Here is a 15,073-nt window from a genome sequence, read left to right on the forward strand (position 1 = left end):
TTCAGCGCGCTCCCATCAGGGATGCTGGATGATCAGGCTGTGCTGATCCAGCAGGGACTGGAGGATCTCGTGGGAGGAGGAGCCGCCGCTCAGGTTCCAGCCGCTGAGATCCACGTCCTTCAGGGTGATCTGCTGGGTGACCTGGCCATCCCCTGCCGGCGACACCGAGAGATTGACGTCTCCCAGGCCACCGTTGCCGGTGGAGACGGAGGCCGACAGGTGATTGAGCAAGCCATCCAGGCTGTTGCCGGTCACCCCCTTGAGCAGGTCCGCCAGATCGATCCTGTCCCCCTCTTCGGGGCGGAAGTCGGTGATGGTGTCGATGGCAGGCTGCGCCGCCGTGCCCTCGTCCCCCTGACCCCACACGAAGAGATCGCTGCCCACACCGCCGCTCAGGATGTCGTTGCCCTGCCCCCCCCGGATCAGGTCGTCTCCCAGACCGCCCAGGATCCGATCACTGCCGGTGGAGCCGAACAACCAGTCTCCCTGATCCGAGCCAACCAGGTCGTGGCCGCTCTGGCTGTGGATGTTGAGGGTCTCCTGGGCCGAACTCAGGGTGCGCCCCCCCGCACTCGACTCGGCGGTCAGGATCAGGCTGTGCTCCCCGGCCGCCAGGTCTTTCACATAGAGCGGCACCGAGTGATCCATGGGTAGCAACCAGTCGCCGTTGTTGTCGGCATGGCCCATGCTCTGGCCGTGCTCGTCCACCACCTGGGCACCGCCCAGGTTCTGGATCCGAACCGACAGCTCACCGGTTGCCGGGTTGACCACGCTGGCGCTGAGGTTGAGCGGCATCCAGGCCCCTTGCAGGGCGTGGATGTCGTGGGTCCCGAGGCCGAGCCGCGGATCATCGGCCTCGGCGGTCACCGTGATGCCCACGGTGGCGGTATCGGTCAGCGCACCGCCCGCCCCCGTGTTGCCCTGATCCGAGGTGGTGATGGTGAGGTTGTCCTCGCCCCAGAAATCCCTGGCCGGCTCGTAGTGCAGATTGCCGTTGAGCAGGCTGTTGAGATCATCGAGCGCCCCCACCAGGGTCACCACGTTGGTACCCGCCCCCTGCACCGAGACGGCGCCTGCCGCCCCCAGCAGGGTCAGCACACCGTGCTCCACCCGCAGCACCATGGAGATGGGCGCACTGCCTGCATCCACGTCCTTCACGCTGATCCCGGTGAGCGACAGGGAGCCATCCTCTTTCACCTGCAATGAGCCCGGCACCTGGGTGACAGGGGCATCATTGACTGGCTCGACCTCGATGGGCAGCACGTCGGTATCGCTCAGGGCGCCGCCACTGCCGGTGTTGCCCCTGTCGTTGGTCACCATGGTCAGGGCATCCTGACCATTGAAGTCCCGCTCGCCCTGATAGGTCACCCCGCCCGCGAGCAGGGCATTGAGATCCGCCAGAGTGCCGGTCAGCACCACATCGCCGGTGCCGTTGTCGCTCAGGGTCACGCCGCTCCCGGCCGGCAGGGTCAGGGTGCCGTGCTCCACCGAGAGACGCACCTCCATGATGCCGTTGCCCGCATCCACGTCCTTGACCTGCAGACCCTGGATGACGAACGGCTCGTCCTCCTGAGCCACCTGGGGCTCCCCGGGCAGCACGTTGACGGGGGCATCGTTGACCGGGCTCACATCGAGATGGATGGTGCCGTTCACTTCCGGGCCGAGGGCGCCGTTGTCCAGGCTCTGGGCCGTCACCTTGATCGCCATGGCGCCGTTGGCGTCATGAGTCACCAGCTCCACCCCGTCGAGCCTGCCCCCGTCCGTGGTGACCTGCCAGCGGCCGCCACCCAGATCCACCACGGTGCCGCTGACCCCGCTCGGCAAGCGGATTTCTGCACCGTCTGGCACCCCTTCCAGGGTGACGCGCACCTGCTCGGGCCCGTTCTCGTGCACATTGCCGACGCTGCCGCCGGTGGCATGGGTGTCCCGGGTCTCCACCCCCAGGTGCAGGGTGATCACGTCCCCTTCGGTGCCGCTCGCCTGATCCTGCATGTCGGTGATGACCGCATCCCCCACCGGATTGACGGTGACGGTGAAGCCCGCACTGGTTTCAAGGGGCAGGGTCAGCCCCTTGTCCAGGGTGAAGGCGCTCAGGGTCAGATCCAGGGTGCCGCTGAAGTCCGCAGGCGGGATCAGGGTCAGCTTGGAGAAGTCGGTGCCAACAGGCACCTGCCACACCCCGCCGCCGTTGTTGACCGCCGGGGCGGACAGGGTGAAGCCATCCGGCACCCCCTTGATCTGCAGCCCGACGATCTGCTCGGAGCCATCGTTGTCGATCAGGCTGGCCCCCAGCCCCCCCAGGCTCACGCTGCCATCTTCCTGGCCCGTGACGTTCTGGACCGTGAGGTTGGCCGGATCGTTGACCGGCAGCACCTCGAAGCTCACGTGGCCGCTCCAGCTCCCCCGATCCGTGCCCGTGGTGGCGGTATCAAGAATATCCACCGTCACCGCCAGCGGCACCTTGCCGCTGAAGTGCTCCTTGGGCACGAACACCAGATCCTTGAGATCCGCCGGGTCGTTCACCGTGAGGGTGGAGACCGGCTGGCCGTTCTTGTCGAGGAAGTGACCATATTGGGGATCCACGGTCACGACCACCCGCTCCACGGTCTCGAGACCGCCATCGGCCACCGAGGGGCTGATGTCAGCGAGCTTGACCGAAAGATCGAGATGAATGTCGGTGTCTTCCAGGTTGTCAGGCTGGCCGTCGCCGTTCACATCCTTCACGTTCAGTTGCAGCTCGGGCAGGCCGTCCGCCCCGCCGTTGATGTCCACCTCCGGGGTGATGGAGAGGGTGACGTCCTTCTCCACCATCTTGGTGTCACCGCTCACGGTGTCGGTGTTGACCAGGCGCACGTTGAAGTGCAGGCCGTCACCGGCATAGTCTTGCGGCAGGGTCAGGGTCAGCTTGTCGAGATCATCGAGGCCGCCCGGCAGCTTGATGAGGTACTCGCCGTTGACGAAGTCGAAGGTGAGCCCCTGCACGTTGACGCCCGGGGGCAGACCTGTGATGACGATGCTGAGCTCGTCGTCGCCGATGTCCGCCGTGCCCAGGGTCACCATGTCCTTGAACTGGCTGCCGAAGTTGACGCCCTGATCCTCCACCCCGGTGATGGGGGCGCTGTTGTCAAAATCGACATCGGCCGCCACCTGGCCCGAGTGGGTCGCAGCATGGAAGTCGGCGCTGGCGGTGATCTCCCGATAGGCCGGGGCGCTCAGATCCCCCTCGTTGTTGTCGCCAAGGTCGATCACCCTGGCGCTCACCTTGAAGGTGACGGTGCCGGTGAAGCCGTCCGGCGAGCGCAGGGCATAGTTGCCGAGGGCGTCGTGGGGCACGGTCCAGTTGCCCTGGCCGTCGTTGATCCCGCCCACCACCACGAAGCCGGGAGGCAGATCGCTGATCACCAGGTAGTCGATGACCTCATCGCTGCTGGGATCCAGATCCTGGAACACGAAGACGCCGTCCAGCGGGATGGCGTGCCCGTCCGGGCTCTCCAGCTGGCCGGTCTGCACCAGGTTGCCATCGGGTTCGACCACGGCCTGGATATCCACATGCAGGGTGCCGTCGATCACCTTCTGGGCGGTGGCGCTGGAGTCCACATCCACTTGCGTCACCGTGACATGGCTCTGGAGGGTGGTGTCCCTGTCGCTGTCTTCGGGCCCTCTCACCAGCAGCTGGCCGCCGTTTAACAGGCTGTCGAGCTGGCTCGGGGTCAGATCCACGGCGCCGCCGGTGACCGTCAGCTGGGTATCCACGCCCCCGACCCGGATCCAGACTTCATAACCGGGTTCGATACCGGAGAGGCTGAGGTGCGTCACCTGCTCGGCGCCGTCGGTCAGGTCCGGCTGCCAGTCCAGCACGGTGAACTGATCCTCCAGGCCATGGCTGGTCCTGGCATAGTCGGTGGCGTCGATCGCGGGCTCCACCTTGATGGTGAGGGGCACGTCGAAGCTCTTGTGATCGCCGTCGTTCTCGGTCACCACCACGTGGCCGACCAGGTGCAGATCGGCTGTGCTGTTGGGGGGCGGCTGGATTTGCAGGTTGCCGAGGCTGGAGACATCCACCTGATAGAGGGGATTGCCCTTGCCATCGAGTCCGGCGAAGGTGAGGGTCAGCTCCTTGCCATTGCCGTCGAATACCTTGGCCCCTTCCGGCAGCCCTTCCAGCACCAGGTTGAGGGTTTCCGAGTGATCGAGCGGGGTATCCGTCCACTCCCCCGAGGTGAGCTTGAAGTCCAGCGGTGCCCGGCCATCCTCCTGGATGGTGATGCTGTAGCCGTTGCCATCCTGGGTCCAGTCGGTGGTATTGAGATCGAAATGGGGTTCATCCACCACCCCCACCAGATCCACGTGCAGGCTCTGGCTGCCGGTCTCCTTCTCGTTCACCACGGTGTGGGTCTGGCCGCTGGCATCGGTCAGGATGGCGGTGTCCTTCACCACCCCCTTGATGGTGAGATCGAAATCGACGTTGCTGTTTTTGGGCGGCTGCAACTTGAGGTCATTGATGCGGCCATAGGGCACCTCGTAATAGCCGTTGGCATCCAGGGTGACCGCCACTCCACCCAGCAGCAGGGTGGCACCGGCGGGCAGGCCGCTGATGCGCACGAACAGCTGCTCGGAGCCATCTGTGGTGTCTCCCAGATGGGCGAGCCCAATCTTGCTGCCCAGATCGATCAGGGTATCTTCCTTGCCCTGGATCTCGCGCACCGTCAGCTTGGCGTCGTCCGCCAGCGGGTTCACGTTGACAATCACCTCCAGCGGATCGCCGAGGGCCGTCTCCTTGCCGGTCACCACCGGGGTCTTCTCGGTGCTGACCGGGGTCACAATGAGCTTGATGTCACCGCTGTAGTCCTTGCCGGGCACCACCGTCACCTTGTTGATGTCGCCACCGGCCACCGTATAAAGGCCGTTCGCCCCCGGGGTGAGCACCTTGCCGTTCAGGGTCAGCGTGCCCTGGCCGGACGCCCATTTGATCTGGTAGCTCAGGGTCTCGGAGCCGTCCGTATCGGTGAGACCCGCCTTGACGTTGAGGGCGATGCCGCTGCTGTCCTCGTCCGTGGTGTAGTGCTGGTGCGTGCTACCCGCATCCCACAGGGGTTTGTCGGCAATGCCCTGCACCGTGATGTCCAGATTGCCGGTCAGCACCGGGGGCTTGCTCCCCTCGGTGACCCCCACCTGCAACTGCACCGGGAAGCGCAGCGCAGCACCTCCGTTGTTGTAGCTCGAGTAGTCGTGGTTCGGCACAAAAGTGACACCGGTGAGCTGGAACTTGTCATCGGTGTTGGCCACCGCCACCATGGCCGCGGGCGGCACCTCATACCAGGTCTTGCCCCCCTGGGTGATGGTGGTCAGTGCGACGCCGTTGAAATAGAAGGTGCCCTGGGCGTTGGCTGGCGCCTGGATAAGCAACTGCTCCACATGCTCGCCCCGATCGAAATCCCCCACATCCAGGTTCATGGTGATGGGGATCCCCTGGCCCGGATCGCTCGCCCCCGCATCCTCCTGGCCAGTGACTGCGCTCACGGTGAGCTTGCCCGCCTCGTCCCGGATGGTCAGGGTCAGAAGACCGTCGTCGGTATCTCCGTCGCCATCCACCAGGTGGAAGCCTATCTGCTGTACCAGGGTGCTATTGCTGTGATCGATGCCCGATTTGGCGGTGAAGCTGTAGTCACCCTCGGCATTGATCACCAGGGTGCCGATGATCTGCCCCGTGCCGTCTGTCACCGAGATGGTGGTGTTGCCCGTGGCGGCGATGGGGTGCTCGGTGCCATTGATGGTCACCGCTCTCACCACCGCATCATCCGCCCCCTCGCTGGCAGTGGCCAGCAGATCGCCGGTCACTTTCGCCCCTTCATTCAGGGTCTTGCCGGCATCGACGGCCACCGGCACGTCGTCCTGCACGCTCACATGACCGATCACTTCGGCGCTCAGATCCCCGTCACTGTCCCGTGCCTGCAATGGCAGCTGGATATCCAGCAGATCCTTGCCCTGGACGCTGTGATCCAGGTTGCCGGTCAGCTCGAAGGTGTAGCGGCCGGAGACATCCAGGGTCAGCTTGAAGATGAGCTTGCCTGCGCTGTCCTTGCCAAGGTAGACACCCGGCTGGCTGTCTGCCCCAATGGTGACCGCCTTGCCCCCCGACGTCAGGGTATTGAGGGCGTTGAAGCGAGCTACATCCAGTTGCAGGGAAACCACCCGGTCACTCCCGGCGGCGATCGTCACCTGGCCGATGGCAACCTCTCCCGTGCCTGACGGGCTGGTACCCCCATGCTGGCCACTGCCCCCGTTGAGGTCCGACTCCTTGACGGTCACCCCCTCGATGGCGGTGATCACGGGATCCGCCGCATCGGTGATCACCGCCGTGGTGCTGCCGGTGATCACGCTGCCGTCGCTGTCGGTCACCTTCACCGGCAGGCTCAGGTTGAGCTTGTCGTCGGCACCGTGATCCAGGTTGGTGTGTACCGTCACCTGGTAATCGAGGGTTGCCTGGGTGTGGGCTTCGATGCGCCCCGGCACATTGGGCAGGGTCACCGTCAACACCAGGGTGCCGCTCGCAGTCACTGCCTGGAAGCTGTGGCCGTTGCTGCCCGCCACCTCTTGCCAGGTGAGGGTCTCGCCGTTGTGGGTGATGGCCTTGCCACTCCCATCCACGACTTGGCCCGAGAGGGTCAGCCGCACGTCCACCACGGGATCGGAGTCCGCCGTGATGGTCAGGGTGCCGGTGGCATGCTGATCATCGCCGGTCTGGTTGTTGGCGGCACCGTCGAAGCGCCCTTCACTCACCGTCACGCCGGTCAGGGTGAGGGTCGGGTTGGCCCCTTCCGAAATGCGGATGTTGAGGGTGCCCGTGGCGCTGTCGTTGTTGCCGCTGCCCTTGTCGCTGTCGACGATGTTGAGCTTGAACGGCAGGTCGGTCGCAGTGCCACCGCTCTGGTGAACCCCCTGATAGAGGGTCACCTTGTAGTCAAAGCCGTTGCTGGCGGCGTTGTCCAGCTTGCCCACCAGTTCGACCTGAAGCACCTCGACGCGCTGGCCATTGACTTCCACATAGCCTTTCAGCACCTGATTGCCCGGGATGCTGGCATCGCCGTCCACCAGTTCGTATTTCACGCTATGGCCCAACGCAGTCAGGGCCGGCTGCTCGCTGATGTCGGCAAACGACACCTCACTCACCCGATCCGAGCCCGCATTGACCTGGAAGTGGCCGGTGCCGGTCAGAGTATTGCTGCCGTCGAACCCGCGCTCATCCAGGCTCACCCCGCTGCCCGCCACGAAGTGCGGGGCATGGCCGTCCTTGATGGTGAGCGGCAAGTCGGTGGAGACCCTGTCTCCGTCCTTGTCGGTCAGGGTGACGGTGAGCGGCAGGTCGAGGGATTCGCTGCCCTGGTGATCCAGCTCGGCCCCCAGGGTCACCTTGGCGGTGACGCTCCAGTTGCCGTTGCTCTCCACCAAATCCAGCTCGGCCCGCAGCACCTCGCGGCCGTCCGCGCTGGTCCCCACCAGCTCGCCGTTGGCGTCCAGGGTGAAGGTAACCGGGCTGCCGTGGCTGCTGTACTTGCCATCCAGGCTCTGCTGAATGGCGGCGATATCGAATTTGAGGCTGCTCGTATCGAGCGCATCAGCCCCGTGGCTCACGGTGAAGCTCATGTGGCTCACCACATCCTTCGCCCCCTGGTTCGCCTCCGTCATCTCGGTGCCGGTCACGGCGCTGATGACCGGATTGGCCCCGTCGCCGATGGCCACGCTCAGGGTGGAGGAGACTTTATCTCCGTCACTGTCGGTCAGGGTAAAGCCCGCCTTGAGCAGACTGTCTGCGCTCCCCTGATCCAGCGGCTGGTTCAGGGTGAAGACGTAGTGACCGTTCTGATCCAGCGTCAACGTGAAGACGTTCTGGCCGTTGACGGCGCCGCTGATGCTGTTGCCGCTGATGGTGATGACCACGGGCTGGCCGCCGCTGGTGAGCCCCTGCAGGCCGGGCTGGCTGGCATCGAAGCCGATGTTGGCCAAAGGATCCGTGCCAGCGGTGATATTGAGATCCCCACTGAGGGTCTGGGCCGCGCTCCAGTCGCTGTCTTCCACCAGGGTGAGGGAGACGGGGTCGACCTGGGGCAGCACGCCGTCGGTGATATGGATGTTGAGGGTGCCAAGGTTGCTCTTGTCCCCGTCAAAGTCGGTGCCTTGCACCTGCAGCCCCAGGTTGACGCTGTTGGTGCTGACCGGTTGATCCAGCACGCCGTCGAGCGCCACCTGGTACTTGCCATCCAGCCCCAGGGTCACGGTCAGAATGGTCTTGCCGCCCGCATCCAGCAGGGTGATGACGTTGCCGTTGACCTGATAGTGGGTCGGCTGGCCGCCGCTGGTGAGGCCATTCAGGCCGGGCTGGCTTGCCTCGAAGTTGAGCGACACCAGGCGATCGCTGCCCACGCTCACTGGCAGCTGGCCATCCAGGGTCTGGCCAGAGGCCCCTTCCTGCAAGGTGACCCCGCTGTCGTTGCCGAGGTGAGGATCGGCGGCGTCGGTGATCACTGTGGTGGTGCTGCCGGTGATCACCGAGCCATCGCTGTCGGTTACCTTGACCGGCAGGCTCAGGTCGAGCCTGTCGTCGACACCATGATCCAGGTTGGTGTGTACCGTCACCTGGTAATCGAGCGTTGCCTGGGTGTGGGCTTCGATGCGCCCCGGCACGCTCGGCAGGGTCACCGTCAGCACCAGGGTGCCGCTCGCAGTCACTGCCTGGAAACCGTGGCCGTTGCTGCCCGCCACCTCTTGCCAGGTGAGGGTCTCGCCGTTGTGGGTGATGGCCTTGCCACTCCCATCCACGACTTGGCCCGAGAGGGTCAGCCGCACGTCCACCACGGGATCGGAGTCCGCCGTGATGGTCAGGCTGCCGGTGGCCTGCTGATCGTCCGCCGTCTGGTTGTTGGCGGCGCCGTCGAAGCGGCCTTCACTGAGCGTCACCCCGGTCAGGGTGAGGGTCGGGGTATCGCCCTCGACGATGCTGACGTTGAGGGTGCCCGTGGTGCTGTCGTTGTTGCCGCTGCCCTTGTCGCTGTCGACGACATTGAGCTTGAACGGCAAGTCGGTGGCGTTGCCGCCGCTCTGGTGTACCCCCTGATAGAGCGTCACCTTGTAGTCGAAGCCGTTGCTGGCGGCGTTGTCCAGCTTGCCGCCGAGCTCGACCTCGAGCACCTCGACGCGCACGCCGTTCACTTCCACGTAGCCCTTCAGGATCTGGTTGCCCGGGATGGCGGGATCCCCGTCCACCAGCTCGTATTTCACGCTCTGGCCCAGGGCGGTCAGGGCAGGTTGCTCGTTCACGTCCGCAAAGGAGACCTCACTCACCCGATCCGAGCCGGCGTTGACCTGGAAGTGGCCGGTGCCAACCAGGGGGCCATGCCCGTTGAGATCGCCCTCATCCAGGCTCACCCCGCTGCCCGCCACGAAGTTAGGCGCGCTGCCGTCCTTGATGACCAGCGGCAACTGGGTGGAGACCCTGTCCCCGTCCTTGTCGGTCAGGGTCACGGTGAGCGGCAAATTGAGGGACTCGCTCCCCTGATGATCCAGCTCACCGCTTAAGACAACTTTGGTGGTGACGCTCCAGTTGCCGTTGCTCTCCACCAGGCTCAGCTCGGCCCGCAGCACCTCGCGGCCATCCGCGCTGGTGCCCACCAGATCCCCGTTGGCATCCAGGGTGAAGGTGACCGGGCTGCCGTGGCTGCTGTATTTGCCGTCCAGGCTGCTTTGAATGGCGCCGATATCGAACTTCAGACTGCTCCCATCGAGCGCATCAGAGCCGTGGCTCACGGTGAAGCTCATATGGCTGACCTGAGCCCCCGCCCCCTGATCACCCTCGGTCATCTCGGTGCCGGTCACGGCGCTGATGACCGGGTTGGCGCCATCGCCGATGGCGACGCTCAGGGTGGAGGAGACTTTATCGCCATCGGAATCGGTGAGGGTGAAGCCCGCCTTGAGCAGGCTGTCGGCGCTGCCCTGATCCAGCGGCTGGTTCAGGGTAAAGACGTAGTGGCCGTTCTGATCCAGCGTCAAGGTGAAGACATTCTGGCCGTTGACCGTGCCGCTGATGCTGTTGCCGCTGACGCTGATGACCACAGGCGCGCCGCCGCTGGTGAGGCCCTGCAGGCCGGGCTGGCTGGCATCGACGCCGATATGGACCAGGGGGTCGGCGCCTGCGGTGATATTGAGATCGCCGCTGAGGGTCTGGGCCGCGCTCCAGTCGCTGTCTTCCGTCAGGGTGAGGGAAACCGGGTCCACATGGGGCAAGGCGCCGTCGGTGATATGGATATTGAGGGTGCCGAGGTTGCTCTTGTCCCCGTCAAAATCACGGCCCACAACCTGCAGCCCCAGGTTGACGCTGTTGGTGCTGACCGGTTGATCCAGCACGCCGTCGAGCGCCACCTGGTACTTGCCATCCAGCCCCAGGGTCACGGTCAGAATGGTCTTGCCGCCCGCATCCAGCAGGGTGATGACGTTGCCGTTGACCTCATAGTAAGTCGGCTGGCCGCCGCTGGTGAGGCCATTCAGACCGGGCTGATTGGCCTCGAAGTTCAGCGACACCAGGCGATCGCTGCCCACATTGACCGGCAGTTGACCGTCCAGGATCTGGCTGGCACCGCCCTCTTGCAGACTGCCGCCGGCGTCGAGGCCGAGGCCGGGATCGATGCCGTCATCGATGGCGATCTGAAGGTCGGCGTGGGTCTCGTCCCCGTCGATCTCCCTGGCGGAGACGGTGAGCCCCAGAGAAAGTCGGTCGCTGCCCTGATGATCCAGGGGCCCGCTGAGGGAGACGGTGACCTTGCCCTGGATGTCGCTGCCGGATTGGCTGGCGCCGAGCTCTGCCCTGATCACCTCAATCCGATTGCCTTGATCATCGAGGTAATACCCGGTGAGCAGGCGATCACTGCCGAACTCGAAGCTCAGCACATGGCCGTCGCTGGCAAGACCGCTGCCGTTGAGACGAGCAAGGGTCGCGGCCTGGTCGGCGAAGGCGACGGAGTCCGCCAGCAGGGGATCGGACTGGTGCCCGATCAGGAACGGGCTCTGCCCCACCACGGCATCTGTGTTGTCAAAGCCATCCTCAATGAGGGTGACGGGGGCTATGGTGAAGTCCGGCGGCGTGCTGTCCACCAGGTTGACGTTGAGGTTGGCGTGCACCAGATCGCCGTCGCTGTCGCGATACTCCAGGGCAAAGGGCAGGCTCAGGCTATCCTGGCCGTGATCCAGGCTCTGGTGCCAGACGATGCTATAGCTGCCGTCGTTGGCGAGGGTCAGGGTGAAGATGGTGTTGCCACCAGCCGTCGCCGTGAGGGTCTGGCCGCTGATCTGATAGCTGAGGGCCGTACCCTGGCTGCTGAGATTCAGCTGCTCGAGGGCGCTCTGATCGGCTCCGAAGCTCACCTGCAGGTTGCCATCTAGCCCGGCCCCGGTATGCAGGGAGCCGGTGGCGCTCACCGGCCCCTCGGCCAGGTCCGCCTCGGAGAGGGTCAGGGTATCGCTCTGGCCAATGAGGGGGGCCCCGTCGATCACCCGGTTGCCCGCCAGATCCGTCACCTCGGCGCGCACCTCGTAGGGGCCCTGGATGCTGGAGAGACCAAGGCCGCCCAGCAGCCAGCGGCCGTCACTGCCCACCAGAGCGCTGCCGCTGAAGAGGGTCTGACCATTCTGGCCAACCAGGGTGATGGTGACGCTCTGACCCGCTTCCACCTGGGTGGTGGTGCCGCTCAGGGTGACGCTGTCGTGACCCAGGATGTCGTTGGTGTCGAGATCGTCGATGTCGATGCCGGCCTGGGTATCGACGGTGACGGTCAGGGTGTCGCTGGCCCGGTTGCCGGCGATGTCCACCGAATCGACCCGAAAATCATGGGCGCCATCCGCCATGTCGCTCGGGATCTGGTATTGCCAGTTGCCGTTGCCATCGACGACGAGCACCGCCAGCACGCTGCCGCCGAGACTCAGGGTGACGGTGGCACCCGGTTCCCCCTTGCCCTGCAGCAACGGAGTGGTGTCCTTAGTCAGGTCGTCCACCTGGCTGGCGCCGGTGTCGCTCTCATCCGCCAGGTCGAGGGTGATGGTGGTGATGGTGTCGAGCAGGGTCTGGCCGGTGTCGCTGGCCTTGTTGCCGGCCGCGTCCTGGGTATCGGCCTGGATCGTCAGCGGACCATCCACCAGCTTGCCGGTGACGTCGCCGAAGTTTGCCTCCCAGACAAAGCCGGGCAGCACCACTGTGGTGGTGGTCAGGCGATTGCCCTCCTGATCGATCAGGGTGACGGTCACCGTCTGGCCGACTTCCACATCCTCGACGAAGCCACGAATGATGACGCCGGTCGCCTCGTCGGCGTTAATGATGTTGTCGGCGGTCTGGGGCTCCGTGATGGTGATGGCCGCCAGCAGATCCTGATCTTCCGAATAGCGCAGTTCGTCGCCTGGCAGTGCCCCCTGATGGTCGGTGTCAAAGCCCGCCTCGGCCAGGGTCGCATCATTGATGCGATCCACCACCACGAAGCCACCGGCACTGGAGCCGGCCACACCGTCAACCGTGCCGGCCGCCGCGTTACCGGCTGCGGTCTCCTCAAACAGCGCGGTCGGGTCGGCCCCCTGACGGATGGCCTCCTGGAGGCTCGCCAGCTCGGCAGGCAGTGCCGCCTCAGGCTGGGGGGGCTCGGGGCGCTGGTCAACCGCGTCCGCCAACTCCACCTGCCCGTCGGATCCGGTCAGCAGCCGCATGCCCGGCTCCAGTTGCATGCCAGGGGCGGCAGGGCGCTGGGCGCCATCGGCATCCATCACAAACACGGCGCCCTCCACCTTGGCAATAAGAGTCGGTTTATCGATTCGCAGCTCGGCCATATATCCTCCAACGGGTAAACACAGGCTTCCCAGGACATGAAGCCTAAGGGACGCCACCGTGACAGGCGGACATTTTACCGCCAAACACCCCATACAACCCTTCAGCATTTTCGAAAATATCGAAAGCAAATGCCGCAAACCTTCCTATTTAATTAAATTAAACGCTGCAAACCCCGATATTCACCAAAATAAAGACCTGTTTTCTCCTGCGGAGGGAAAGGATGGCCCTTCTGGCTCCCTCTGGCGCGACAGCTTCTGACACGCGCCGCCCTCGCCTCCAGGGTGCGCTATTTCAGCAGGCTGAGCATCTCGTCCTCTCCCCTGTCGACATAAAATGAATATTTACTCAATACAGACCTGTCTAGACCAGGGGGGCCGCCCATCTCCCGCCTCCCCCCGGCACCTCCTCCTACCTGGCGCCACTCCCTTGCCATCCCCCCTGACGAAGGAAAAAGGTGGGACTAACCATCGGATGGATTTCAATAATTCAACCTGGATCCCACTTTTTGGATCCTCCCCCCCTGCCAATTGATCTAGCGCAACTCCCGGGGGGATAAATGATTATCCATTTTACCCATTTGGTATTATCTCCGGGAGCAATTGCATAAACAGCATTTTCTATGCAGCCATAACAATTAATCGGCCTGCCATGCCCGTCGATGATGAGCACAGATGTCCACAGCTAGATGGAACGGTCAGGCCCGACATGGACTTTTTTATCTGGGAGTGATGACCGTGGGTTCATATAACAAAGCTTGCAGACAGGGCCTCGCCGCTCTGCTGCTGACCGCCCTGCTCGGTGCCGGCACTCTGGCGCAGGCAGAGGAGGCCGCCCCCGAGGGCAAGGTAGAGGCGCGCAGCGAGCTGTTCGCCAAGGATCACGCCGATCAGTTCACCAGCTGGAAAGGCACCAGCGAGAGCAAGGAACGCACCGACGCCCTGGCGGAAGATCCGCAGATGGTGGTGCTCTGGGCCGGCTACCCCTTCTCCAAGGATTACAACAAGCCGCGCGGCCACTTCTATGCGCTGACCGACGTGCGGGAAACCCTGCGTACCGGCGCCCCCAAGACCGCCGAAGACGGTCCGCTGCCCATGGCCTGCTGGAGCTGCAAAGGCCCGGACGTGGCCCGCGTCATCGACGAGAAGGGTGAGGATGGCTACTTCAAGGGGATGTGGGCAAAAGGCGGCCCCGAGATCGTCAACACCATCGGCTGCGCCGACTGCCACGACACCGCCTCGAAAGAGTTCAAGGAAGGCAAACCTGCCCTGCACCTCTCCCGTCCCTATGCCGACCGCGCCATGACCGCCATCCACAAGCCGTTCAAGGAGCAGGGGCGCTTCGATCAGCAGTCCCAGGTGTGCGGCCAGTGCCACGTGGAGTACTACTTCAGCGGCCCCACCAAGGCGGTGAAATTCCCCTGGGACAAGGGCACCACAGTGGAGCAGACGGAGCAGTATTACGATGAAATAGGCTTTGCCGACTGGACCCATGCCCTCTCCAGGACCCCCATGCTCAAAGCCCAGCACCCCGAGTACGAGACCTGGCGCGCCGGCATTCACGGCCAGAACAACGTCGCCTGCGTCGACTGCCACATGCCCAAGGTGCAGAACGAGCAGGGCAAGGTCTACACGGATCACAAGGTGGGCAATCCCTTCGATCGCTTCGAGCAGACCTGCCGCAACTGCCACACCCAGAGCAAGGAGATGCTGCAAGGGGTGGTCAAGCAGCGCAAGGATGCCGTCACCGAGATCAAATTGAAGGTCGAGAAGCAGCTGGTGCACGCCCACTTCGAGGCCAAGGCCGCCTGGGATGCCGGCGCCACCGAGGCCGAGATGAAGGACATTCTGCAGGACATCCGTCACGCCCAATGGCGCTGGGACTTCTCCATCGCCTCCCACGGGGTGCAGATGCACGCCCCGGAAGTGGCGCTGCGCATGCTGGGAACCGCCCTGGACAAGGCCGCCGACGCCCGCACCAAGCTGGCACGCCTGCTGGCCGCCAAGGGGATCAGCCACGAGATCGCCATTCCTGACATCTCCAGCAAGGAGAAGGCCCAGGCCGCCCTTGGCATGGACATGAAGCAGATGAACAGCGACAAGGCCCAGTTCCTCAAGACCACAGTCCCCGCCTGGGATGCCGAGGCCAAAGCGGCCGGACGGCTCGCACAATGACGAGGCATGCGGGCCCGCAGTGTCGGGCCTGCAGCCGGATGGA

Annotated in this window: 3 protein-coding genes; 2 read left to right on the forward strand and 1 reads right to left on the reverse strand. The window is 64.4% G+C overall.

Features of this window, described 5'->3' with window-relative positions; all coding sequences use genetic code 11:
* Nucleotides 1–15: 15 nt before the first annotated feature.
* Complete coding sequence (locus tag I6L39_RS17470; protein WP_216990366.1) at nucleotides 16–12,858, reverse strand: retention module-containing protein; 12,843 nt, start codon at nucleotides 12,856–12,858, stop codon at nucleotides 16–18.
* Between the two features lie 58 nt (nucleotides 12,859–12,916).
* Here I6L39_RS17470 and I6L39_RS17475 point away from each other — a divergent pair, with 58 nt between their 5' ends.
* Both I6L39_RS17475 and nrfA read left to right on the forward strand, forming a co-directional pair.
* A complete protein-coding gene (locus I6L39_RS17475) occupies nucleotides 12,917–13,117 on the forward strand; it encodes a hypothetical protein (RefSeq protein ID WP_216990367.1) in 201 nt (66 codons plus the stop codon).
* Nucleotides 13,118–13,587: 470 nt separating this feature from the next.
* Nucleotides 13,588–15,030 (forward strand): ammonia-forming nitrite reductase cytochrome c552 subunit, encoded by a 1,443-nt coding sequence (gene nrfA / locus I6L39_RS17480; protein WP_216991832.1) that lies wholly within the window; start codon nucleotides 13,588–13,590, stop codon nucleotides 15,028–15,030.
* Nucleotides 15,031–15,073 lie beyond the last annotated feature (43 nt).

The organism is Aeromonas sp. FDAARGOS 1409 (assembly GCF_019048705.1).
Lineage (GTDB): Bacteria > Pseudomonadota > Gammaproteobacteria > Enterobacterales > Aeromonadaceae > Aeromonas > Aeromonas sanarellii.